At 42.0% G+C, this 26,139-nt stretch carries 20 protein-coding genes; 2 read left to right on the top strand and 18 right to left on the bottom strand.

Annotation, left to right across the window (positions count from 1 at the left end; genetic code table 11):
* Positions 1–107: 107 nt before the first annotated feature.
* The 8 genes from N482_RS02395 to N482_RS02430 all read right to left on the bottom strand — a co-directional run bounded on the left by N482_RS02395 (position 108) and on the right by N482_RS02430 (position 8,061).
* A complete protein-coding gene (locus tag N482_RS02395) occupies positions 108–1,808 on the bottom strand; it encodes a phage tail sheath family protein (RefSeq protein WP_063375564.1) in 1,701 nt (566 codons plus the stop codon).
* A 346-nt stretch (positions 1,809–2,154) separates the two neighbouring features.
* Positions 2,155–3,492, bottom strand: a complete 1,338-nt coding sequence (locus N482_RS02400; RefSeq protein ID WP_063375565.1) for a S1 family peptidase — start codon at positions 3,490–3,492, stop codon at positions 2,155–2,157.
* Complete coding sequence (locus tag N482_RS02405) at positions 3,477–3,782, bottom strand: hypothetical protein (RefSeq protein ID WP_155730448.1); 306 nt, start codon at positions 3,780–3,782, stop codon at positions 3,477–3,479. The genes N482_RS02400 and N482_RS02405 overlap by 16 nt, the downstream gene beginning before the upstream one ends.
* 10 nt (positions 3,783–3,792) lie before the next feature.
* Positions 3,793–4,662, bottom strand: coding sequence for a hypothetical protein (locus N482_RS02410; protein ID WP_155730449.1), 870 nt, complete (start codon positions 4,660–4,662; stop codon positions 3,793–3,795).
* A gap of 6 nt (positions 4,663–4,668) precedes the next feature.
* A complete protein-coding gene (locus tag N482_RS02415; protein ID WP_063375568.1) occupies positions 4,669–5,610 on the bottom strand; it encodes a hypothetical protein in 942 nt (313 codons plus the stop codon).
* Between the two features lie 18 nt (positions 5,611–5,628).
* Complete coding sequence (locus N482_RS02420; protein WP_063375569.1) at positions 5,629–6,606, bottom strand: hypothetical protein; 978 nt, start codon at positions 6,604–6,606, stop codon at positions 5,629–5,631.
* Between the two features lie 146 nt (positions 6,607–6,752).
* Positions 6,753–7,265, bottom strand: coding sequence for a hypothetical protein (locus tag N482_RS02425; protein ID WP_063375570.1), 513 nt, complete (start codon positions 7,263–7,265; stop codon positions 6,753–6,755).
* 7 nt (positions 7,266–7,272) lie between these two features.
* Positions 7,273–8,061 carry an enoyl-CoA hydratase-related protein gene (locus tag N482_RS02430; protein WP_063375571.1) on the bottom strand — a complete coding sequence of 263 codons (789 nt, stop codon included), beginning with the start codon at positions 8,059–8,061 and terminating at the stop codon, positions 7,273–7,275.
* A gap of 160 nt (positions 8,062–8,221) precedes the next feature.
* Here N482_RS02430 and N482_RS02435 point away from each other — a divergent pair, with 160 nt between their 5' ends.
* A complete protein-coding gene (locus N482_RS02435; RefSeq protein ID WP_063375572.1) occupies positions 8,222–8,833 on the top strand; it encodes a FecR family protein in 612 nt (203 codons plus the stop codon).
* Positions 8,834–9,300: 467 nt separating this feature from the next.
* Positions 9,301–10,089 (top strand): hypothetical protein, encoded by a 789-nt coding sequence (locus N482_RS02440; protein ID WP_063375573.1) that lies wholly within the window; start codon positions 9,301–9,303, stop codon positions 10,087–10,089.
* Positions 10,090–10,139: 50 nt separating this feature from the next.
* On the opposite strand, the gene N482_RS02445 is transcribed toward N482_RS02440, so the two are convergent.
* From N482_RS02445 to N482_RS02490, 10 genes are all read right to left on the bottom strand, one after another.
* Positions 10,140–11,255: a hypothetical protein gene (locus N482_RS02445; protein ID WP_155730450.1), complete on the bottom strand. Its 1,116-nt coding sequence runs from the start codon at positions 11,253–11,255 to the stop codon at positions 10,140–10,142.
* A 647-nt stretch (positions 11,256–11,902) separates the two neighbouring features.
* A complete protein-coding gene (locus N482_RS02450) occupies positions 11,903–14,731 on the bottom strand; it encodes a hypothetical protein (protein WP_063375575.1) in 2,829 nt (942 codons plus the stop codon).
* A 350-nt stretch (positions 14,732–15,081) separates the two neighbouring features.
* Positions 15,082–16,830, bottom strand: a complete 1,749-nt coding sequence (locus tag N482_RS02455; protein WP_063375576.1) for a hypothetical protein — start codon at positions 16,828–16,830, stop codon at positions 15,082–15,084.
* A 148-nt stretch (positions 16,831–16,978) separates the two neighbouring features.
* On the bottom strand, positions 16,979–18,145 hold the full coding sequence (locus tag N482_RS02460; protein ID WP_063375577.1) for a hypothetical protein: 1,167 nt from the start codon (positions 18,143–18,145) through the stop codon (positions 16,979–16,981).
* Positions 18,146–18,215: 70 nt separating this feature from the next.
* On the bottom strand, positions 18,216–20,483 hold the full coding sequence (locus N482_RS02465) for a GNAT family N-acetyltransferase (RefSeq protein ID WP_063375578.1): 2,268 nt from the start codon (positions 20,481–20,483) through the stop codon (positions 18,216–18,218).
* A 40-nt stretch (positions 20,484–20,523) separates the two neighbouring features.
* Positions 20,524–20,922 (bottom strand): hypothetical protein, encoded by a 399-nt coding sequence (locus tag N482_RS02470; protein ID WP_063375579.1) that lies wholly within the window; start codon positions 20,920–20,922, stop codon positions 20,524–20,526.
* Between the two features lie 37 nt (positions 20,923–20,959).
* Positions 20,960–21,316, bottom strand: coding sequence for a hypothetical protein (locus tag N482_RS02475; protein WP_063375580.1), 357 nt, complete (start codon positions 21,314–21,316; stop codon positions 20,960–20,962).
* Between the two features lie 54 nt (positions 21,317–21,370).
* Complete coding sequence (locus N482_RS02480; RefSeq protein WP_063375581.1) at positions 21,371–21,790, bottom strand: hypothetical protein; 420 nt, start codon at positions 21,788–21,790, stop codon at positions 21,371–21,373.
* Positions 21,791–21,935: 145 nt separating this feature from the next.
* The gene (locus N482_RS02485) at positions 21,936–23,960 is read right to left on the bottom strand and encodes an Ig-like domain-containing protein (RefSeq protein ID WP_063375582.1); all 2,025 of its coding nucleotides are present in this window, start codon (positions 23,958–23,960) and stop codon (positions 21,936–21,938) included.
* A 17-nt stretch (positions 23,961–23,977) separates the two neighbouring features.
* A complete protein-coding gene (locus N482_RS02490) occupies positions 23,978–26,041 on the bottom strand; it encodes a tail fiber domain-containing protein (protein ID WP_063375583.1) in 2,064 nt (687 codons plus the stop codon).
* Positions 26,042–26,139: the final 98 nt, after the last annotated feature.

Genomic DNA, 26,139 nt, shown 5'->3' on the forward strand with positions numbered 1-26,139 from the left:
AAAATACTGTAATTACAGCTATGCTGTAGTGAAAAATAGGTGTCTATTTGGCATCTCAATGGGCCAAATAGACGTTGTGACTCGCTGATAATCAAAAAGCGCTAAGGTTAGCCCTCTAAGCTTTTGTGAGAGAAAGTTAGTACGATGAATTCAGCAGGACGAACCGCTGCAAGACCAATTTCAATGTTCATCAGGCCATTGTTAATATCATCTTCAGTCATTGTTTGACCTAGGCCGACGTTAACGAAAAACGCCTGCTCTGGCGTTTCACCAAAGAATGCACCAGAACGCCATAAGCTTTCTAAATAACTTTCAATCATGGTTTTTAGCTTTAACCATGTGAATGGCGTATTTGGCTCAAATACAGCAAAGTGTGTTGCTTTTTGAACAGACTCTTCAACCATGTTGAACAAACGACGAACAGACACGTAGCGCCATTCATTGTCATTACCGGCAAGCGTACGTGCACCCCATACCAGTGTGCCTTTACCAACAAATGTGCGAATAGCATTGATTGACTTACCTGATGTCGCATCAACGTTTAGACCTTCTTGGTCTGCATTGTCGATAGTTAGTTTTGGCATGAGTACTTGTGCAAGCGCTGCATTAGCTGGCGCTTTCCATACACCGCGGTCCTTGTCCGTTTTAGCCATAACACCAGCTATTGCAGGTGAAGGAGGTAGATCAAGGTAGTTTTTACCAAGTTCAGCTTTAACTTGGTTGTAAACATCTGCTGATGAGAATGGATAAGCTGGGTCCCCAATCGCTGCAAGTTGAAGTGAATCCAATGTAACAGGTGTAAGTTCGAATTCGTCTTCGATTACTAATGGAGTACCACCTGTTTCAACGATTGCACCGTTTTCAAGCTTAACTTCAACACCATCAGTTAAACGGTAATAACTTGTATCATCTGTAGCAAATACTGTTTCAGGCACTAAGTAGCGTTTGCCAGATGGATCGTAATCATCACCATCAATAACATCTGTATTATTGCCACTTGGTAGCAAGTAGTCTTCACCGATATCGGCCCAGTCAGCGCCGTTTAGGCAAACCAATTTGTGTGACGAGTCTTTTGGCCACCAGACTTGTGCAGTCAACGGCGCACTCACAATGACTTTAGTCGCATCATATGCACGGGCAATCGTCGTTGTAAGGTATGGATAATATGCGGCACCATATTTAAGACCTAGTGTCGCACCCGCGCGAAGTGCTGTTGCATCTTCAGAGATAGGGTCGATGCTGTCTTCAGCAGCTTGCATTTGTACATCGACAAGTGCAAAACGGTCCATTCTTTTTTCAGCATGTACGAGCGTTTTATTTTGTACTTCGTAGTGCTTTGTTGTATCCAAGCCAATTGACTCTGGGCTAGATATTAGCGTTACTTCGTCAACTTTATTAAGTAAATCAATTGCCTTAGTGAAGCCTTCAGCTGATAACGTTCCACCAGCAGTACCAATACTTATGATGTAACACGCGCCACCGCCATTAGCAAAGTAGTGGCTTACAGCTTGATGCAAGAAGTATTGTGCATCTTCTAGCTCACCTTCTGGAGACATCACAGCAAAGCCGCCCGCTGACTTAGGTTTAAGCTTAAAGCTCTCTTGATAAGCACCACCAAATACAGCTTCAAATTCAACCATGCTCGTAATACGAACTGGTGTATTCTCGTATGCTGGAGCATCACCTGCTTCGTTCAGTTTGGTAGTGTAACCAATGAAAGCCGGAATGGCCGTTGCAACTTCTGCCACAGAAGGCGGCAGTGTTGATTTCTCTTGGACATAGACGTCTGGGGTTTTATATTGAGGCATAATATTTCCTTACGTTGATAATTACATTCTAATGAGCCAGTACGGCAAGAATTGGGTAAATGAGGCGCAAACCCGGCTAACTTAAAAACCTATCGAGTGGCAAATCAATGGGAATAAACCCACTCAAACAAGCCTGCGCCTTTTAAGACAAAGAGCCTTTACCACGGCTCCGCCACATCAGTCCCAACCGATGTGTCTTGTAAATTATTTTGTATGGCTAAGACGCCTCTTATTTGGCGCTGTGAAAAATAACTGTGACTTTTTTGAGATACACATGCGCCGCTTATAAACGGGCAGAAAAGCAGATAGCAAAAGTACGTAAAAGAAGAGAGAGGTTTTCGTTTAGTTATAGACTATTGAAACGGTTGGAAAAGCCTGTCAGGTGAACACTGGCAAGTAATGAGAATGCCGTTTCCAAGGAAAGACAGAGTGAAACTTGTTCACTAGATAATGAAATTTTCTTGCAGTTTAATTTGGGGTTCTTTAGTAGTTGACTCATGTAGTCATCGTTAAACTGGCTGTTAATCGCTTGTGCTTGCAACCAGCTTTCTCTATTGGTTGCGATTGAAACGTAATTCACTTCATGACGTAAAGTCATGGGCTCATTAAAGTTTGCGAATAAACCATTGGCCACATATCGCCTACCTCCAAACTCTAATAGCTGCCTAAAGTCTTTATATTCTTCATAGACGCCTTCCTCGTTTAGTTCATTCCAATGTTCGTCTAACTTACGAAATAAAAAAGTCATCGCGTCTTTTTCAATATATTGCCTTTGTTTCGTATTTAAATCCCTTGCATGATACTGAAGTTCAAAAAAGCACAACTGGCACAACTGCTCGCTTTTTGCTAGCAAGTAACCATCATCATCGGTGTACAGCTGTGTACCTGAGGGAATAACAATATTAAGTCCATAATAGGCGTCTGAGTAGACATCGAAGGCTTGCGCTGCAAAATCCAACTCTATATCACCAAAAATAGATCTAAAGAGTTTTACCACCTGCACAATCTCTTCGGGGTTACCACTGCTATGTGAGAATTGGTTTAGGCTGCGAGTCTTTATCTTAACAAATTGAAAGTTTTGGTAGTTTACGCGGCTCGGCGGAGAGATAAATGGCACAAATGTTGTATTTTCTACTGACTTGGTAGTTGCCACCGCACTGTTAATCAACCACTGCCAAGGTGCTTGCCACCCTATGTTGTGATGAGTTTTGGCCGTACTGCTGACCTTATCCAGAGTAAATAAACTGGAGGATTCTCGTAAAGCAGCAGGAATGGTTTTGTACTCTGATGCAATAAGAGAATCTAAATGGCTTGCTGGTATCACCCAACTTACATTTGCAGCGCCATTTTCCAAACCACCATTACCAATGCCTATCAAGGCCCCTTCACTATCGAAGATTGGCGCGCCTGAGAAACCAGGTAGCAAACTGCCATCTAGATAATAAATGGGTAACTCGATATGGGGGGATTTCGTTTTCGATAGCATTTTTACCGCATAAGGCGGAAGAAACTGCTTTAATATTTCTGGCTTGGCATATCCTTTGAGTAACTCGCGGGTGCTCATCGCAAGCGCCCCATGATGGAACCCGAGTGCAGTAACACTTGCTCTATATTTAGGCTTATTTGATTTAAACTGCTTGATAGGTTGCCACCCTGAGACCGGTCTTGCTACTTCAAGTAACACCAAATCTGCCTTAGGTAGTACCCGATGAACTTTAGCAAGGCGCTTTTTTTTTTACCGTAGTCAATAATCACTTTGCTTTTTGGTTCTGGGTCTAGCACATGTAAGGCGGTAACCACCCAGTGAGGTTTGAGCCAAATAAACCCTGTCGCTACGCTCATTTCTCCATGTGGCTTTTTGACAATCACTCTTACGGTGCTGCTACTTAGCACTTCTGGATCTATAGCAGCCTGACTTGTGCCAACTGGTCCTGTTATTAAGAGCAATATAGTAAGCATGATTCGCGGAATCACACATCACCGCCTACAACGCTGTACACAAAGTGTTATGTGTCAATTTCAAGACAGTAAACTTTTGCTCGTCAGTGATTTTTGCCTCAGAAATACTATCGAAAACAGGCTGCCAATTTGGCCCAAACTTCGTTTGCGCTAGAGACAAACTAGAAACCTGAGACCATGTCACACCATCTGGGCAGTGCTCAACATAATCTTTCGACATGCATAGTGCATCTCGCGTAGCGAGTAGGACATACTTTTGCTCATTTGCCTCGTAGAGTGAAGACACATTCTCGGCTATTTGCGCCCACAATCCTCCGGTCAATTCAAAGTTGTTGAGTACCTCGTCGAGAGCAAGAGTTTCATCAGTATACAAAAGCTCATCACATCCGCTTACCTCAACGGCTGCGCTGAATAACAAGCTGCTATGCTGATTGTTCATACGAGTCACTTGAGCGTCGTGCACCAATGGCATTTCATATGCCGGTAGTGAGTCTGAGTCTGTTTGCAGCGGATGGCTTGTTGAACTGACTTGACTTAGATTTAAACCGAACTCTTTTAGAGTTAACAGCTGCAAAGCTTGCTGTTTGGTGTACCCAACAGCCATATATTGACCTTTCAAATCAGTAAGCGATGGCGCCAGCAAGTTGTGAGTTCTCACGTAAACCCCTAAATATGCGCCCAATACACACGCTATCCCAAAGGAGCCTATTCTGACGGCTTTGGCATCATTAAAGTGACGATCGTTTAAACCCAGTATTGCGGCCAAAATAGTTGTTAAGGCACCTAACAACAAGGTTACCGTTGGCGTAACCGTAGTACCCATAACAACCCCAAACAGCAATCCTATTCCCGCTCCACCAAATAACGCAATTTTAAGATTCACTGCTTTTTGCATATTCATTTACCTTATCAATAAGTTAGGTACTTTATAGTTCCTTTTCCGCCTTTTGGTTTTGTAACTACTAAAGCGATATTCAAACTTCATTGCAATAGTGAGAATAGAACGATTATTTGAAAGCCAAAGTTTTTCTAGTTGCAGTGCGAGCAATGAACTGCCTTGAAAGCGATAAGCTAACTCTGAAGAAAGTGCATATCGACCTTGACTACCCCAATAACCAAGTGGGTTGTGATTTGGGAACCAAGACACGCGTGCGCCGATAAAACCACTCAACTGACCTGTCAACGGGTATGCGTATTCAGTCAAAATACTATGGTAAACCTGTCCTCGCGCGGCGCTCTCTCGATTTCCAGGTATCAACCTTCGGTAGCTGGCTACATAATCAATGTCTAATTCAGCAACTCCCAGCTTAATGAGTTTACTGGCAATAAATGCGCCGCCCATTTCTTTATCCGTGATGCTACTGTCTTTTTGTCGATAACGCTCTGAACCACCGTATATATCAACTCCGACACTAACTCCATGTTCAAAGGCATGCTCATAAAAAACTTCTAGCATAGACTTATACCTACGGTAACCAACAAAATCTGAAAATCGCGCTTCGCCTACGCGACTAATTTCGCCTTCAAGCTCAGTTTGGTCGAGCGTCAACTCGGTATATATCGAACCTGAAGGGAATAATTTACCACCTATTGATAGGTTTGCTTCAATTGCAGTCGCATCACCATCAAAACTATCTGACTCAATGGCTGAGTTTACAGGCTGTCGACCAAGGGATAATGATTGCCTTTGAGTAGATACGCTACCAAAGTAATTTAATTTTTCTTGCCAAGTACGCGTTTCTATTTTCGCGCTTTTTTGGCTGAAAATAGGCGCAGAAACCGATGTAAAGCTAACGCTCAATATGCACAGCAGTATACCGCAATTAATAACTTTGATATTCATATCTCATCAATCCTGTACTTAATTGCTTCCACCACTGCCCCCTGAGATACGACTTTGCGCATTGACTACTTCGATTTGCGCAGATAATGCTTCATTTGCCGCGATCAATGATTCAAATTTTATTTCATTGTTCTTTGCAAGTTCTATATTTGTGGCCACCGATGAGGGTAGGTTTGACACTTCGCCACTATCAACAAGTCTTTTGGCGCTCCCCATTAGCTCCGTTTTCAGTTTTGATAAGTTAACGCGATCCACGTCGCTATTTGGATTGTTATTAAAATCAGAAATCGCATGAGAAATATTTGAAAGTGCTGACAGGTCAGCTGCCATGGCAGCATTGACAATTGCCAATATTGTTGCCTCATTATTTTGTTTCTGTTCATCGCTTGCTTGGTCTAAATAAAGAACGTGTGTATCTAGCAAGTTGGTTTCATCTATATCTAAGTTAAGGGCAGTCAAAATAACCTTGCTGGCATCACGAGCAACTCGTTCCAGCCCGCTGTTAGAAATGCCATCTTCTAACCGCCCCTCCACCTGATCATAAACAAGAGTTGTAAATGCATTAACTTGAAAGGAAGTTTTGGTTGAATTTGAAGAGCCTAATGATTTTAATTGAATATTGCCAAGCTCAGAGAGTAAAACCTCTTCTGCATAACTAGCAATGAGGTTGCCACGTTGATCAAAACACTCCAACGCGTCACAAATCATCTCAGTGCTTTTCTCAACTCCCATACGTACAGTAAATAAGCTATCTTCAACAATACTTAAACGGCTACTAAAATTACCGTGCTGGTCGCTAGCACCTTGCCAAATAACTTTATTTTCATAGTCAGTAATGGTGATCGTCGCACTACTCACAGGCCCTTTTAACAAGCTGCCATTTAATATCAGCTCGTTACTCCCCTGAATAAAGCCCTCCTTATAACACCCACTGAGAACCCAAAAAAAGCCAGAGGCACAAATTATCGTTCGCGCTGTTTTCTTTGAATAAAACATGTAATTCCCTTTTATCGCCCATTTTTAATGGCCGCCCGACTTGTAATTAAATTGAAAACAGATTGCAAGTAAAGTGAAAGTATCTCTTCTTTGTGCATTGTCTTATTTGAAACGTACAACACTTTCTCGCTACGCCAGTTGTAAAGTTATTTAGATACAGTAATTGGCTGAGTAGGCACGAACTTTACGGTTAATTCGGTAGGTGGAGACGGGTCTGGGATCCCTTTATCATTTAAAGCTGGAATGACGCTTAGTGAACATTTTATATCACCTTTTAAAACAATTGGCGCACCACCTTTGAATGTGACGTCAGACAATACGATATCGTTAATTGCACTAAAAGTTACTGCGCCACCAGCGACGTATGCCCCCTGAATGTATGGAGACATATTTACTTTTTTTTGTAAAAACTTTTCTATATCGTCTTGAACAGCAATTTCACCTTGGCATATCATTCCCTTAGAGACGACGTCTAAAGGTCCTGCAGTAGGTACAATTAACACTCCTTTGTCTAGGAGTAAGTTAAATATCGTGCTTGCGTTGAGTATTTCTATCATCTGTATATTCTCGTCTAATGGGCGGACTAAAAGTACAATTTCCTGAGTGAAAAAAGGCAAACTGTGCCCCATCCTTGCGCGCAAGACAGTTTGCCAACTCACACTACTCTCATTCGCTTTGCAATCGCCCGAGTCTGCGTAAATACTGCACGAAGCGAGCGTCACAATCGCTGATATTTGAAACCCACTTATCCACCAACAACTTTCTTGTTCTATGTGTTAGGCCAACGCTATTTTTTCGATAGTTTTGTAAAGCAATACGCCCGTAATGAGACTGCTTTGCACGCGCGATGATCTCATAGACTTGCCTCTCTGCATCCCCTTTTTCACACACCACATCTATCATCCCCAATTCAAACAATGCTTGTGCGCTATATCGTTTACCGGAGCAAAGCACTTCCATAATCACGTCACGAGAGGCACTGTTACGTAACTTTTTCGCTAACACCGCACATGGGTATTCTTCGAATAACATACTTGAGTTCATAAATTCAGCTTGAGACTCAACAACCACAATGTCCGCAGCAAGCGCAACCAACATACCAGCGCCAAAAGCACGCCCCTGCACCACCGCAACACTCGTAAAGTTTTCTCTCGAGCCACAAAGTAGTTGATTAACAAGTGTTAAGTAGTTTGTTGCATAACTATATAACCCTCTTTTATCTCTTCGCTCAACGAGCTCTGCTAACAATGTTAAATCACCACCTAAACAAAAATCACCGTCCATATTACTGCTAAGTACTTTAAAAATAGGAGAGTGAAGTATTGGTTCAGGCCTAAAGAAATGATTCAGTTGACCTAAAATAGAATCGTTCAGGCAAGACTTGGTGTGCAGTTGCATACGCGCCCACTGCATTGCACTTGTTTTCATTACAGCCAAAGGCTCACTTTGTTGCATTGATGTATTCACACGCACAAAAAATCGCTACCGTTTTTGTTTCTTTCACTCTGACGACGTAGCCGTCTTGAATTTGTGATTGATTATTTGCGCTAAATTTATAAAAGGACTAAAACCTTAGTTATGGATAAAATTTGTTGATGTCAGGTTTGAGGAACGAATGAAGCTTATTACAGCATTATGTTTTTGCTTTCTTTCACTTTCAGTAAGCTCTGAGCAAGTCGCGAAAACCATGTTAGCCAAACATTTCGTGGTAGCAGAGCAAAATAAAAATCAACGAAAGTTAAAGCGAAAGTCTGCAATTTACAATAACGATCTCATTTTTACAGGGGACAAAGCCCGCGCGCAAATAAAGTTTAGTGAAGGCACCATCCTCACATTAGGCGCGGAAACGCAGTTTTCAGTCTTAGAATTTAATCATGGAGCGCATCATCAAACGCCCAATGCCACTCTCGAATTTGTAACTGGTGCTTTTAGAGTTGTAACAGGAGAAATAACTAAAGTTGCACGGCCTAATTTCAAAATTAAAACACCATTGGGATCAATCGGTATTAGGGGCACTGACTTTTGGGGCGGTAACCTTTATAGCCAAGAAACAATTGATGTTATCTTGCTTGACAGCGAACACCCCCTCATCATTGAAAACCAATTTGGGCGAGTCGTTATTTCCGAGCCGGGTACTGGATCAACTTTACGTCAAGGAGAAGCCCCTTCAAAACCAGAGAAATGGTCAGAGCAAAAATTACAAGACGCTGTAAAAACTATTCAATAAAAGGTTACTAGCCTTACCATACAACTACGTAGCGTCTCTACAGCTTAACTTTCACCTCTAAAATACGTGTTCACAGAGCTATACGACAAGAACAACAAATGCGCACTTTTCGCTCTCGGTAACATATCACCCCAGATGCATATTCAGTAAAGCGCTTTTGCGAACATATAATTCATTACCTTAGTAAAATGAGTTACGCAGAATCCATGAGGGTTCATTATGAATTATTTCATTTACCTTAATTCAGTTTACGATCTTCACTTACAAAAAGCCTACCCAACTGTTTTTTATAAAAATAAATATTAATAAACACATAAATTGAAAAAGACACACCTGATTTGCCGACCTTATTTTTGTTTGCTACTTTTACTACGCGTTACCGCTTTGGGCCCAAGTGATAACTAAAACTGACAAGTGAAAGTCCAGCACAATGAGGCTGGTTTTAAAAACTATCCAAAGGATTAAAAATGAAAATGTTTAAATTAGGTACGTTCGCTGCTGCAATGTTAACTTCTGTAAGTGCGGTTGCTGCGCCTATCAATATCGCTGATACAAATGGTTATGATCGCCACACTGTATATGCTGATGGCCCTGTTAGCCGTGTAGTGATCACAAGTGAATTTGCTCATAACTTCTCAGCTGACATTGAGTTGCGTGACGGTGCACGTTGTGAGTACGGCAACCTATATTCAAACGTTGATGGCAGCCACATTGTTAATGCCGCTGTTCAACCAGATGCTAACATCGTTGGTCAAGCAACAATCGGTATTAATAACGGTATCCCTGAAGAGCGCCTAACAGATTCTAAATTACTTAAACTTGGCTGTTATGATGCCGACAACACTTGGTACCACGTACTTGTAAATGTACCTGGTGCACCAATTGTAAATTGGGATATTACAGTTGAGCCGGCTGGTGAATTCGTAAACCAACCATATTCTTTTGGTTACCATTCTGCATATCGTGTGAAGAGCACACTTAATGTAGATAACCAAAACCGTTCTCAATCATACTGCCACACAGTTGCAAACCGTGGTGTTTCACTGGGCTTATTCCACGGCGAAGATACATCTAATGTTTTCCACGCTGATGTATTCACTCAAGATAAAGTATACACAAATGACACTGCACAGCCTGTGCTTTATCAAATCATCGAGTGTGAAAATGCTGCGGGCAAAACAATGGCTGTTAAAGTGTTCAACCTAACAGATCCAAATGGCATCTATACTTACGAAGATCAACTTATCATCAAGTAATTGTCTTCTAAGTTTATATAGAAAAATGGCAGCTAAATAGCTGCCATTTTTTAATTCATCTGAAGCCTCTGTGTGGTACTAATAAATACCTTATCTCCTAATGAAGTCTTACCAAGATGTTTTTGAACATATTGTCTATAATCAACGACGTTCATTGGTGCACCATCGTAACCTGATAAATGAAGGGATGCACTTCGGGTGACACTTTTATTCGAAGCCTGAAACTCTTCTCCAAACGTTAACTTTGGGATCTCTGAATTTAAGGCGCTAGAAAAGCTCCATTGTAGATTTTTGTATGGTGAGCCGAGTAATTCAAAATTCATAGTTATTGTCGCATGTTGTAAGCGTGTATCTAAGCCCGTGAAGTTATAGGTATACACCTCTCCTTGTTCTTGCATTAACACAGCCTTAGTTAGCTCACCTGCAAGTTCAAACTGCGCTTCTGGTAGCGCGAATTCGTTTGTTTTTCCCACATTGTCAAGGTTTGCAATGACTCCCCATGAGTGAATAACGGGTAATTCTTCAGGATAAGTTAATACACTTTTATAGTTAAGCAGCTCATTAATGCTAGAAAGTGAGGGGTAAATTTTTAAATTAGAATGCTCGCTAGCATTATCGTAATTCAGTAAAATCTTCTCACCAACACTATCAAGGCCATTCACATGAACTTTCGACTTCTCAGCAAAATGTGCGGTCGGGACATTCACGCTGTCATGGGCAAAATCACTCCCTGTGACTACCACACTCGATGACGCTTTTGGTACATCAATGACCGCTAATCTGCTCATATCGTAGCCAGATTGGCTTATGGAATAATATAATTTTGGATTGTGTCCACATACGCTGGTGGAGTCTTGATAACCCTCGATAATCCCACTTCCAAACTTTGAAATATTGTAGTCACTATGAGTAACTGCGAGTTCACTAAAATCGACCGTTACATCTTGGCATGGGCACGAGCCAGTGACATCAAAAAACTCAATTGTTTCTAATTGTGCGCCCTCAGAGATTTCCAATGCGGTATGTATTTTGCGCACCTTACCTGTGTTGCCTGTCCCCACTCGATTGTTGCCATAATCTTCGACACCTAACACTGAAGCGTGCTCGGCACCAGCTGGTACATCTTGACTAAAAAAGCCCACGCTATCAGTTATATATGTCGCCATGGCGTTACCGTCTGCATCATGGAACACCACACTTGCATTGGGATAAGGAATGGTACCGCAGTCCGTACGAGTCTTAACATAGAATGTCAGTTTTGGCTTCTCTTAAACAACAGATAAATTCGGCTTATTTTCTGCAGAACTATCAGATGAGCCGCCACACCCTGCGAGCATCAAAAAACCAGTCATTAGCGCTGGTTTATACATTTTATTCACTATATTACTTCTCAAACTTATAGTTTTAGCGATTGTACCATAGAAATCTACCTATATCTTTCATGACTTTCCAAGTAATTCGGCACAAAAACAGGAAAATTCGAATTCATGGCTCTGTCCCTAAAACTACTAATCCCTTATCATCGGGCATATTAACTTAATAATTTTAATTATAAAAAAAGCAGCTCGTGGCTGCTTTACATTTTGACTCGCGTTTAAAAAACTAAAAGTGTGTAGATTGAGTCACGAAGTGTTAGATCCAATTAGATTAGACATACCTGTGTTCCTTTTACATGTTATATCGGTGTAGTTGAAAACCCGCCAAATGATGGACGATTACCCAACTTGCAGAAACCATAACTCTAAAAATTAACACTAGGTATTACACTCACCTTACATCTATTGTGGTAATATCAATAGAGAACGTGGTGCTACTACATCAAAATTAGCCTTTCTTTGTCAATGCTATCTAAGAACTCTTGTGCAGCGGCCTTATTTTCCTCACTTTTCGAGCGATTGGCCCGATAATCAGTGGCTATTTCTTCAAGCTTTTGTAAGATCATTCTTCGGTCTAGAATAGACTTCGCCTTGTGATACTGATCGAGTTTGTCAGCCACTTTTGCTTTACTCCAACTCAACTCAATGAACCAGAAGTTCTTACGCTGTACAGCTTCGCTCCATACCTTTGAAGTCCAAATATATGTGCCGCTGTTTGGCAGCTTTTCTCGCTCAGCCTTAAATTTCTGATAAATTTTCCCAAATTTCAATTGCTGTGGCATCAGCTTAAGTAAGTTTGTATACCTTTCTTTAATATCCTCTTTTTGATCTCGGCTTAGAGGGCTGTAAACAGTTTTTCTCGCGACTTCAGGTAACTTCCTTTTAGCTTCTTCATCTGTGTACTCTATGTGACTGCCATCTTTCTCTAACTGTGTAACCCACTTATCGACACCTAAGTTTTCTTTTGTAACTTTCACTGGCTTTTTGTTAGTAAATACCCCGCTGGAGCGTTCAATATGATAGCCTTTACCATCTGGGCTCTTTTTAATAGTACCATCCAAGGTATATTCACCTAATGTCCAATCACCAATAGAAATTGAAGCGATTTCCTTCTCAAATGTCAGTACTTTGGCTTTAATGGACGCTCCCACCTCAGCTTCGAGAGATCCGGTTAAACTAAAGTCACCTTGCATCGGCCAGTCTTTATCAATACCAAAATGGCCGAAGCTGTCTCCTCCTTTACCACGCGTATACTTTAGCCTTCCTGAAGCCAGAACTTTACCTTCTACCCCGCCTCTAATCTCACCAAATAGGCCACCCTGCACTTTTGCAAGGTAAGGTACTCCAACAAATGCGCCAGCTTCTATCCTTGCTTTTGCCTTAGCACTGGCAGATGCCTCACCAATAACGTTAAATATCATTTCGGTTTCGGTGTTTTCTTCTTCTTTATTGTTTAAGGTTGCGCCAATTCCTGCACCAAACTCAAACCCACCACTAACATCAATAGCAACCCCAGCAAACCCAGCCCCGACTGGAAAGTCTAATGAAAACGCAGGAAAATCAATGCCTTTTTTCCATTCCCCTTTAATGCCGCCTTCTCGCTTATCATTATCATAATAAGCCTCAAGACCTAAAATTCGGGCACGGAGTAGTTGCAGACCATTATTTTCATCTTTCTCATAAGTAAATTTACCCCCTTCAAACTTGATTGATGATAACCCTTGATGCACTTTTAACTGCTTGAGTTCAAAAACTTTACCAAAGTCGAAATTACCGGAGAAAAAACTAGAATCCACAATCGCCTTATCATTGGCTATCTTTGAGTTATCGTGGTCCAGCTCCATATACGCATTTTCTGCTTCAATTTTATCTTTCGTGAATTTTGCTTTACTCAAAGCCAGCGTCATTGTGGTATGCTTACTTACAGGTATTTCAACTTCAGCTTCCTCTATTTCACCGCCGAGCTGCTCATCGTGATACATAACCTTTGCTTGTGTTACCGAAGTTTTAACCCCTGCTGGCAAGCCATACAATGAAACATCTGTTCCTACCTCGAATTCAGGAACCGTATCCTTAGCAACTTCGACTTCACCGGAAAGGTTACTTACCGACAAATGATTTGGGATAACTTCAAACGTATCGGTTGACGAGATTTTTGCTCGTGAAGATTTAAATTTACCGGCTGTATCTAGCTTTAAATTAAAGTCACCATCGAGCTTTTTCTTATCCCAAAGCGGCACATGGGCATCACCTGAAAAATGTACATCTTTTTGCTGTTTGTTGTAGTGCAATGACAATAGGTCTGAATAAACGCGTTTATCCGCAATATCTAACCCGACAATACTGGCTTTAAAGCTAGATAACCCCTCTTCATTTACAACAAGCTCATCACCTACCACTTGATGCGCGCTGATAAACCCACTAAAACCAACACCTTGCTGGCTGGCAAACACAGGCGCGACTGAAACTTCCCAGCCTGAGCCAAATGGCAATTTAATATCAATGTCACCGCCAAACTGCTGGCCTAGCAGATTTACCTTCGCCACGCCCGTACCATGAAGCCCAGCTCGCTTCGGTCGATTTACACCGTCTTCCCACTCCATTAGGTCCGGCTGATTAATACCCAATGAAATAAACTTATTGTCTACAATGTTTGGCGATGTCTCAGAGTCGGAGTCTGTATCAGATGGTTGCTCCTCAGAGAGATCGCTATCAGCGCTCACTCCGATTAAGCCCGCCACTCTGCTCGATAACTTATCTTGAATATACTTAACCCACGCTTCTAGGTTTTCTACTAATGCACTTAATGCTGCGTGGGCATCTTTACCTTTTTTGAGCCACTGATAGATATACGCTTCATCTATATCACCCCAGGCCATGGCTACCCAGCCTCCATTGTAAAATTTATTGGCTACCCACAACCACATTTTACCGATAGCCCATAAAACGGCAGACACGACTCCCGCAGGTACTTTAGCCAGAAAAACCAACGCCTGAGCAATGGCTGTCACCCATGGATTTAAAGACTTAAGTGAAGTCATTGCGTAGTTAAAAACACTGGCAATGATTAACTTTGCTGTTTGGTCTCCATTAAAGTGATCCCAAACAACTTGAGATGCATAACGTTTTGCAACGTCGACGCCTGAAGACAGTAAATCGACACTTACAGAATCTGCATCAAGTGCCTTGCTGACTGATAGCGCTGTTTTGGTGGGGTAAAGTTGCGAAACAGGGTTTAACTCCTGTTCTTGCTGTTGCTTTTGCATTTAAAAGTTTTCCTTTTTTTGAGACAAGAAATATGAAGAGGTGTGAATAGAATTAAAAAGGCTTGAAAACCTGCGCTATAGAAAAGCCAACTTACACTTAAATTGGCTACCTGCTGCGGACAGCACTTACATACCTTCGACAGTGTAATTCATAGCCCTTTCAGGTTGTTGCGGAGCAACGCGGTAACTTAGGTTTGGTAGGTGCTCCAAAGCGGCTTCGAAATCTAGATGAAGCGTTCAATGTAATAGGTTAAGTAGGCAGCAATTGAGGTGAAATTTTAAGGACCTGATTTAAGTGATATATTTTGAATGCCCTCTAGCCCTGTATTAAAAATAGAGCTATTTTTTAATTAAGCGTAATCGCTTTTAACTTGATCTGTATACGCACTTATCGCTGTGTTAATTTCACCAAGATATTTAATATATTCGGTTTCACCAGTCACGTAATCTAGTTCGAATGGGTTTTCAGTTCGGCTCGTATTTTGGCTATCTGTTAACGCATCAACAACGTCAGCATAATCAACTTCTTCAAAATTCATATGTTCACTAAAAGTTTCATTCACATATTTCACAGTATCGAGCACTTTTTCTTCCCAGTAGCGCTTAACAACATCTATATAATCGATTAGCTGCGCTTCTTTTTCCGGTGACATTAGAGACTTATACCAAGCGTCAGATTTCTCTTCCAAGGCGCGTAAAATTTTATCTGCCTTGCTGCTTTCTGGAGTCTCTGTATCTTCAATCACGCTTTTGACAAATTTAGTGACTTTAGGCAGAACATACTTTATGAATGACTGAGCACTCCTTGATGAGCTGTTTAATGGGTGATATTTATTTCTTTTAATGTAAGTGTGGATTAAGTCTTGTACGGCGTTAAGATCTAGACTTTTTAGATTAATACCGTCATTTTTACCTAGTATCTCTGTCTTGGCGAGACTGCTCATATCAACCGAAAAGAAACCACTACTTCTGATTGGTACCTTATATTTGGCCGCATTTTTAGTGAGACCTTTGCGCTGAGCAATCATGTAACTCGAAAACATCGCGGCAAATGCTCTTCCTTCTTTTGACTCAACACGTGCAGCCTGTTGCTTTTTACCGTATGAAGGCAATTCCTGTAGGTTGTTGTGCTCTACTCCCCATGGGTTCTGAGTTAAAAATTCACGCCATACATTCTCTTCTACATCTTTACTATACGTAAATGTTAACCCAGGTTCAGATGGATAAGCATCTTCTGTGATCCTCCCCCCAATATGGCTTAAAATACTCGCCGTGTACTCAAGTAAGTTTGACTCCATATTATATATATACCCAGGGGTTGAAAAAGCGACTCCATGGGGTTCCTTCCGCGTACTAGATACTTCAGAGTCAGCTCTAACTTCATTTTCTTCGAGTATTGTTTTTACAATACTCGGATCTTTGATTTGCATATCATCATCTAAGTGAATGATGGATAGATAATCGTATTCTCCAACAGTGGCTTTATTGATGATTTTTAAGCTTTCGATATGCTTAATGGTTTCATTTCTAAGGCCACGATGCGGAATAACAAAGTTCTTATTTTCTGACCAATACTTTTTAGTCAGATATCTGAGTACATGCTTGGCATTATCAGGGCCCATACTATTGTTGCCATCCATTTCCTCTTCAGGGTCAAAAGGAAACTTCTGCCAATGCGTCAATACTTTTAGATGATCTTTTTCATAATCGTCAGCATCTGAATACGGATTTAATTTATAAGGCAATGCCCATCCGCTGCCAAATGTCGTCATATGTTTTTGTTCGCTACTTGTTGGGATATCTCCAAACCCTGGAGTTTGATAAGTATTTACATTAGCAATAATATGAAAGTTTGGGTCATCTTCTGAAAAACCTGCCATACCTCTAATACGAGAAACATTGTGATTTAACCCAGCTACATCCCATTTAAAATACCCCTTAGGAGGCACATAATTAATTCCTCCACGATGCACACTTTTATTAAATACTTTATCGGTCGGAACATCTTTCCATTTCCCAACTTCTTTATTGAAAGCCGGGTTATCTTGGCCCTTTATCATTGCGCCAATTAAAACATGTTTCTTTTGTTCTGTTTCCATTTTGATACTCCTTGACCGCACTAAGTCAGAGAAATCAATTACCTCTGCTTATTCGTTTCGTTCTTTTTTCGTGTTTGGCGATAACCTAAAAGATGACCAAAGTGACAGTGTCTGTAGGATCATCTACCCAAATAAGTAGTTAGAAAGGTCATTTGGGCAGTTTGAATATACCTTTTTCTAAAACAACTTTAGTTATGTCATCACCTGACTCATCTTCTTTTATGACATCTTCAATCACGCCTTGCATTTTCTCTGTAAAATACTGCCTCAGCTTTTGCTTGCTCTTTTCACTGTCTTTACTTTGCAAGTTGAACCCGTGGTTTTTTCCTAAAGATAGAACCTCATAGTCAAACGTTTCATAAAAAATTAAGCTTGCACGTTTTTTATCTGAAAGACCGAGTATTTCTTTATGTGCAGATTCCGATAGTTCGATAATGCGTTTGGCCAGCACGGTATCTTCGAAATAGGTGCCCGACCCCAATTTACGTTCAATCTCTTTATCGTCTTTCTCGTAAATTGAAGACAACATCGCTTGAATTTTTCCACTCTCCGTTGCGATGTGCTGATCTTTCGCTTCATCCGCTTGTTGTTGCTGCAATTTTTGAAAGCGTGCATGCTCCTGCGCTTGTACAACCCTTAACCTGTCTTTCTCAATGACTCGGTCTGCCTCTGTTTCTGGCCTCTCTCCTGAAGGGTCCAGCTGGTTCGAAAAACGATTTAACTTACTTATTAACAGCGATAAGAAATTTGCACAGTGATGCACGCATGACGCCATCGGCTGCTCCTTACGCCATGGCGCTTTATCTGGGCCAAACCACACTTCACTCATAAAGTAAGGGCCCGACGATTTACGCTCTATAGAGTCCATTAGTAATTTGGGTGCTGCACATGTCCAATCACTGTCTTCAAATGCGGTTGAAACTGCACTTTGAGCTGCTTTTTGCTCCTCCGCTGTATCTAATTTTAATTCATTTTCTAAACTGGCTAGGAAGGAGCGTTTAGTCATTGGGTCTCTACTTACCGGCAATAGACCATACTCACTGGCAACTCTATCCTTAAATACACTGGCTTTAACAGATGCCTTTTCTCCCGAAACAGCGCCCAAAGAGTGAGGCCCGGCAAACATGACGCCCAAAGCTCCATTTTCACTGTTTGGCACCTCTATACTCATTTTTTTCGCCGCGCTTTGAGCCACAGAAAGTGATGTTTGAGTTTGATATATCGTCTTCCCCAATTGTTGTAGCTGTGTGTTTTCAGCACCATATTTAACGTTATCGTCTAGTCGTGCGTCTTTTACTTTTGTACTGGCTTGCATGTTTCCTCCAAAGACATTTCCTGCGCGCCTTACCTAGTTTGCGATTTTATACACGCAATAAAACTCGAAGCTAAAGACTCAATTCATAAAAAACCTCCTGTGTGCTGCCGCCTGCTTTTATTCGCTTGTTTTCGGTAAAACCGGTTCGCGTCAATATGCGCCTAGATGCAAAATTGTGTAGCCAGGCTGAAGTCTTGATTTTGGAGAACTGTAAAGGCTTTGCAAGCTGTTGAGTTTGAGAAATCGCTAATTGTACACCCGCCGTACCAAAGCCTTGGTTTTGATAGTCTCGACCAATCCAAAATGACATATGGGCTGCTCTAAATAAGCCATCAGCTGCTTGTTCGTCTTCGCACTGTTCCTGCGAATCAAAGTCGACAACCACACCACCAATTAAACCAAAGTCTTCGTGTACTAGCGCAAAGTGAGCCTTTTGATTCAGATCCCCTTCCTCAAGCCAAATTGGCCAAATAGACTCCAGTTGAGCAAAATTGTTTAACCGCACACTACGTAATCGCTCAGCAATATCTGAGCGACTATACTGTAAGAAAAACTCACCGAGTTGATGCTGGCCAAGAGGCAAAAGCTTTAACTCCCCTTCGTCTATTTGCTCATCTTTTATTGAAGGGTCAAACCAAGCTAGCTGTGCGCAGCGTTTTCGATAGGCCAAAATATCAGATTTTAGTCCCTGAACTTGAGTGTCTTCAGGGTTCAAATCTAGCGCCAAAGTGATGCTTTGTTTCGCGATATCGAGCTCTCCCGTAGCCCAAGCCGATAAAGCTAAATTGTGTAAACAGGCCGTGCTTGGACCACTGATCTCCATACGCATTAGCATGCAGGATTTTGCAAGCGCCCAATGGCTCAGATCTATGGCTAAAAGGCCCAGCTCAAATGTAAAGGTCTCATACTCCATGTCTACAACATGGTTCTGCCAAACAGTATCGAGCATTTCACACCAAGATAAGCGTGATAAAACAGACACCCCTTTTTTCAATAAGCGAGGTAAGAATATGGCAAGTACTTTTGGGTCATACCCACTTTGGACAAGATGCGCTTGGATCTGATCCTCGCTTAATACATCCGCTGCATTACTCAAGCTATTAATGACATGCGTGCTCGTTACAGGTGAACTGGACTTACATGTTCGCTCGAAGACATGTCGTGTATAGGCAAAGTTGCTGCTCAACCGATGACTCATCGACAAGCTCACTTGCTCATGACCACACGGTAGTTCTATGGTTTTCACTTTATTGTCATCGACTAACAATTGGTTAAGCGCCATAAAATCAAGTGGAAGAGTTATCTCACAACTGCGCATGTTCACAGGTAGCGTGGTCCCTTGTGCTTGCTGCGCGCCATCACTAATAAGCTGCATACTTCCTTTGGAAAATGTCCTCTCAAATTCACGTATCACTTTGACGGCCTTGTCTGGGACAGCAATCGTTTTACTCACTCCATCTACGGTATGATGCTGAAGTACTTTTTTTACCCATTCATTGAGTTCTTCATGGCGCTTGGTGGCTTCTTCATCAACAGATGTTTGTAGCCAGCATACTGCCACTTCTTGGTTATTGTGTTGCGCTACGCTTTTTAATGTGTGTTGTTTTTGCATCTCCCAAAGCAATGGCATTTCGCTTTGCTCTTGCTGAGAATGAGACGCTTTGTTTAAGGCATCCCCATAATTTGAAATTAAAGCCAGCTCCGCCCGGAAAATTTGTTGGTAATGAATATGATAAATAGTCTGGGGGAGTTGAGAGAAGACCTTATGGCCAATGAGTATTGCTGGGTTTGCATCGGTGAATAAGGCAGTGCCATCTAGTGCATGAGTCGGTACCGGGCTCGAAGATGACGTGTCCCAATTAACTATCAGCGCCTGTTGTCTTTCGTAAAAGTAGCTAAAGTCAGGGTGGTTAGATAAAAGTATTTGGTTATGCTTGCCATCAACAGTAAAAACCATGCATAGCTTTGTTTCTATCAGTCCCTGTGAAGCCTGTTCATGCAACAGTCTACGTAGCAAGGCTAACCCAAGACGATAGTTAGCAGCGCCTAGTAGCAATAAATAAACTGATTTTGATAGGTCAAGCACCTTACTTTGATTAGCTTCATGCAACCAAGCCAGTATAGACTCAGCATACAGTTCAATCCACGCTTGATTGTACCCAAGGTTTCGAATCGTTTTGGGCCAAACCTTTGCTTCTAAAGCAGGCTTAAAAGAGCATGCGTGTTTTTGCTCCTCTGTTAAGGGCGTTGACTGAGGCGCCACACTGAGCGTTGCGTATTCCACGCCTTTAAACTCCTTACCTAAAATATCCAGATTTGCTTCATTTCTTTCTGTCATTGTTCATTTCTGTTGTGGTTGTTCCAGGTATTAGCCCTCACTACTCCGCTAGCCTGATGATGTAATTTAACTTACCCGAACCATGACTTGGTGGCTCGATAAAAGGCCGTCCCGCTATTCCGTCGCATTTTGCAAAGCCATGAGGTAAATCGTCTCCAAACCATAACAAAACAACTCCCATTGGTACTTGACCTAAAATTGGGGTAGCCAGCGAGTTACTTTCTGTTTGTGGTGATGCGGCTAACCAAAACGTGCCATCTACAATCAAACTGCCTTTGACAATGAGGTTTTCGGTTATTTCAATACCTGAGTCTCGTTTGTTGATTCCATCTTCACCAAACATGACGCAGGCATCTATCAACTTTGCAAATTGAGACTCTGTAGGTTTGGCACCTCGACGAAAAAAAGACTTGAGCGTTTCTCTCAACAGCTTTGTCATGATGGGTTCTCAATTAATTTTTATTCCGAGCTACTGGCTATATCAGGTTAAATGCTTGCCAACGCTGTTTATTTGCATTCAAATCAACCAGTTTAAAAAACTTACTAGGCTCTCCACGCAACGCTGTAACATTACCCACTTCAAGCTCACCTTCAATGCGCTGCCAAAGGCCTGTTTCTGTAATTTCATACAGTCCATTTTGCGTTTCATCTGCTTGTGCCATTAAGAGCACTTTAGATTGCCAGTACCTTGGCGGCAGTGGTTTACTTAATACTTGATCGGTTTCAAATACAAAGTCCACAGTGCCAAGAAAGCCGATATACCTTTCCATGTGTTGTTGATGAGCGTTAAAACGATTAAGTAGCGCGTTGACGTTTAGATATTCAAAAGCCATATTTGCCAGCCTCATAAGATCAAAGTGGCCAAGTTTTACACTTGGCCACTTTGGTTATGCTATGACCGCACCGTCACTGATTAAGACGTGGGACCACTGATCACCTTCCATCAACTTATAGAACTCGGTCGATGATGTAGGTGGCATGCCCAGAAGCTCCACTAGGTTGCCTAACTCAATATTTGGATAGGTGATTCTGTTCAGAGTATCCGCTATTCTCTGATAAACGCCGTTTTGAGAAGGTGTAGACTGCTTCGTCAGTAGTATCTTATCTCCGTCTGCAAGATTTAAGGTGTTGGTTAAAAAGTTATCATTGTTTGCTGTAGACAAATCAACATTCGCATCTGTTTTAACTACATTGACGCGGTCAATGATACCCGCGTACCTATAAAGTGATTTAGTCGCAGTCATATTCACCGCGATTTGCTCAGCATCAATGGCTGCGAGAATACCAGAAAGTGTTTTCTGTGCCATTACGGCCTCCTTGGTTTAGGTAGCTAAAGTTTCTAAAATAGCTACACGTTAAAAAATTAAAGTGAGAAAAAGCGAACTACTGACCTTGGCTTCAAACCAAAGTTCGCTTTGTACTGTGATAACAGGGATTAAAAAGCAGGGGTCATCAGCTTTTATCGAAAAGGCGGTAGCCTGTTACTTGGTAATGGATAAATGCGCTTGTACCATTGTCGTTACCAATGCTGGTAATACGGCCAACAACGCCTCCTTCAAACGCGACTGTACCTTGAGTAAAGTCGGTTGTGTTGAGATCAATACCGTTATCTGCAAACCAATTTTTGCCACCAATATTGTTGAACCCAGGGTTTGAGGTATTATGGCTATGGGCTGAGGTTGTAGATACACTGGCCTTTCCATTGAGATAATTTTTTTCCTCTTTACCAGCCATGTATAGCGCCACAACTCGTCGGCTTGCAGGCGCGCCATTTTGTGCAACATCTTGGTCATAAAGCACGTTTTGGCGCTCATCTAACAACTTGCTGTTATCCCATTGGTTGTTTTCAACCAGCTTACCCAAATATGTGACTACGTTTTGTGCGATTAAGAACCGTTCTTTACTCGACGGGTTGAACACTTTCCGAATAAAGCCTAAATGACTTTGTAGACTGCCAGAAATCTGTTGCCAATTACCGTTAATGTACTCCCAAACAGTGTTATTTTGCGCATCATAAATTTTAGAGACATCTAATCCACCGCGCAGATCTGTCTCAAGATAGGTAGAGTTTGGCTGAGAGTAAGTAATGTAGCCATATGACTGCTTACCTTTAAAGCGATGTAGCGCAGAGTCTGAGTTCAAGTCCACAACAATTTCACTGGCAGATTGAAAATCACCCAGTTGGTTCCAAGGTGTCACATAGAACTTGAAAATGTCACCCTGCCTTTGCACTTTTACGCGGACTTTTTTGCTATTCCATCCACCACCGGTGCCTATATTATATTGACCGAGCAGTTTATCTGACCCACTTCCTACTCCTACGTAGCCAAAGTAAACACCACAACCTGTCGAGCTAGGCGGTGTACCTCCGGTATTTAATACCAAAGTCAGTACATAGTTGATGTTCCCTTCTCGAACAAAAGCTGCAACAACCCCAATGGTATCGTTGTCGCTGTTATCCGAAGAAAGTGTGGCCTCTAAGGTGTAGTTATCGACTTTTTCTGATGAAACAAACCCGTTTGGTGGCGAGACATTAAGTGGCATAACAACACTGTCAGAAGGTGCATTGTAGTACCAAGCTGTCGCATTTGAGCTGCCTCGGGATTCCGCATCTTGTTTGTTTGTAAAGTACTCATTGCCATTGAATCGTGCCCAATTGTTGAATATGTCCTGCATCGTCGGAGGGCTATAGCTTTGACGAGCTTGCTCAGCCTGTTGCTGGGTACGATATACAAACGATTCTAACTCTGGCAGAGGAGTAATATTAATGTATGCAATGCCTGTTTGCTCAATGCCGTGGCCATTGCGCACGTGGTAGTTAAACTGCGCTGGCTGTTCGGCAAGTCCTGTTGACGTAAAGGTAATTGTATTACCACTCAATGACACCGTACCACCTTGCGCATTACTTACTGAAGTTAATGTCAGCCCAGTACCCGAGCCATCTTCATCATTGTGGGTAAGTTGCTGCTTGCTGATCAGTAATGCTTCACCTTGTTGTAGACTAAAGGTATCTGGGTTACACACAATTGGCGGTACCGCGATTACTGACATAGTTACAAAATGCGTTTTCCTAATGCCGCTACTGTTCTCTACCGTATAATCAAAACGAGCTGCACTGCCTACGGTATCCGTCGACGTAAACTCCACGTTAGCACTATCAATCCTCACTGTGCCAAATTGGGCATTCTGCACAGTAATAAGGTTGACTGGGTCATTACCATTACTGTATTCATCAAAGCTACCAGTAAGAATATTCGCGATCGGGATAATCGCTTTGCGTTGAGTGTAAACCTCAAAAGTTTTGTCGAGCAGTCGAATTGTCATGGCGGACCTGCCGTAAAATTCACTGATGGCAATGGTTTCTCCGGGCGACTTTTCCACATGCTCGCTATAAAAGCCTAACTCATAAGGTAAAGTATCACGGTACTCATCACCAATATCCTCTAAAGAGATCGGTCCATTACTTTGTAAAGTCATAGTGCTTAACCCCGCTGCTATTTGGAATCAAGCGTAACTAGCTTACTTTGTAGGCTAGCAACTTTACCGTTGAGCTCTTTTATACTTTCAACCAGTAGCCCAACCAAATTACCGTAAGCAACCGAGTAGTATTCTCCGTCTTGATGAACAGCTTCAGGAAAAACCCCCTTAACTTGCTGTGCAACTAAGCCGGTATAACGCCTGTTATCGTCGAAATCTACACGCTCGAAAGTCACACCATCGAGTTTGTTGACAATATCCAATGCATTTTCGATATTTTTAATGTCCGACTTTAAGCGCTCATCTGAAAATGCAGTAACATCGTTAGTTGCAGTGATTGCACCCGTTACATTCAAATCACCATTAAAAGTCGCTTCAGTAATATCTACTTGGCCAACGAGTTTGGTGTTGAGTGATTTTAAGAATCGCTGGTCTGACTCCGCCTTAGTATAGCGATTAGCTGATTCTGCAGTACGAGTAGAGACCTCTAGCTGTATACTAGACTGCAACCCTGCAACCTGTTGCTGCCTTGTCGTGATTTCCCCGTCTAGATCTTCCTCTATTTTTTGGCTTCGAGCATCATTTTCCAACACATAAGTTGCAAATGCGTCATCCGATTCGGTATCTATCGAGTTAATTAAGTCCACGATCTCTTTAAAAGAATCAGCATCCGCATCACTGGCATGTAAAATACTGTCAATACGATCCTTTTGTTCATTTATCTTAGCGGTGTAGTCAGCCGTTATCCCTTGTTCAGAGGCGGTAAGTTTTTGTTTAAACAGGGCTGCATCAAGTAGTTTATAAGCTCGTTCGGCTTCGACATCCGCTGAAGATGCAATATCAGCTGCATGTTGATTGTTCGTAACTTGTATACCCTCACCCGCGAGCGTTATTTGTGCACTGGATTGCCACTCGTTATCTATTTCGCCATCTGCGTTTTCAAATCGCGAGAGCAATACAAAGACTTTACGCTGATGCCTTGCGCCTTCCTGTATCTCTACAGCATAACCGTGACGCAATAAAATCGCATGGGCAGGATCCGGTTCTACTAACTTGGCGTTGGCTTGATACTGCCAAATGCGATTTTCGGCCGCATTTGATTGAGCAGTTAGCAACACTAAATCGCCTGATTGCAATGTAACACCATCTATTTGATTGGGTGCAGATGACAAGTCAAGATCCGCCTCTGTCTCTACACATGCAACATTGACTGAACTTAGTAGCGGGTTGGCAATTCTATCCATTTTTTGGTCTAACCATTGACCGTGATCAGCATTGAGCACTTTCTCTGAACTGCCATCGCGAATGTCTGTTAAGTGCGCAAAATCCAACATATCTGGAGGCACTTGCCCGCCCTTCAATTCATTGGCATTCAATGAGGTCAGTAAATTTCCATTACCTTCAAAGTATTTCGCTTTTACTTTTGAATCATCGGCAATCACAGTTAAATCCACTTGGGACGGTAAACTGGCATTATTTAAGTTAGAAATGTCATAGCCATTGCCAACAATGCGATCCGCGGTTAAAACAGAGCTTGTTGACATGCCTCCCTGGGTTAAATCTACCGATTCAGGAAAGCGGGCATTTCTGAAACTTGACGCGTAATAATCTGGGACATCAAAATTTTCAACTTTTTCCCACTGCGGGTTTTGCCCTACTTCATTACTTACATAATGAAAAAAACTTGCGTCATTATCTTTTGAGCGATTGGCTTTGATTAACATGCCATCAAACTCGTCGATCGTTTGCTTAGTCAAAGTCGCAATTACCCCACTATCTTCTTGACGATAACCGAACTTATATACGCCATTTTCTGACTGCTTATCCTGTAGGTATAAAAGCACTGATTCGCCCACTGCCAACTGATATTGCGCCAGCACTTCGGCCAGATCCTCGTTCAGGTCTGCTAGCGGCTCTGTAACAGCACAATCTACGACCATGCCAAAGATGTGCGCCACTAAACTGAATGTGGTTCGATTGTCTGTCGCTGCGTCGATGAGTTTACGAAACTCGTCCTCAGTCGGGATGTCCCCGTTTTCAAAATAGCCTCGAAGCTCCGTATTAAGCTCTGAATGTTTCATATTTTACCTTTGGTGATTAATCATTTATGTGAAGAAGCGCAGCTACTCAGAATGGCTATGAGTAGCTGTTTTTAATTGGCGTACAATCGCGTGGAAAA

It is taken from the genome of Pseudoalteromonas luteoviolacea NCIMB 1942 (genome assembly GCF_001625595.1).
In the GTDB taxonomy this organism is placed as follows: Bacteria; Pseudomonadota; Gammaproteobacteria; order Enterobacterales; family Alteromonadaceae; genus Pseudoalteromonas; species Pseudoalteromonas luteoviolacea_A.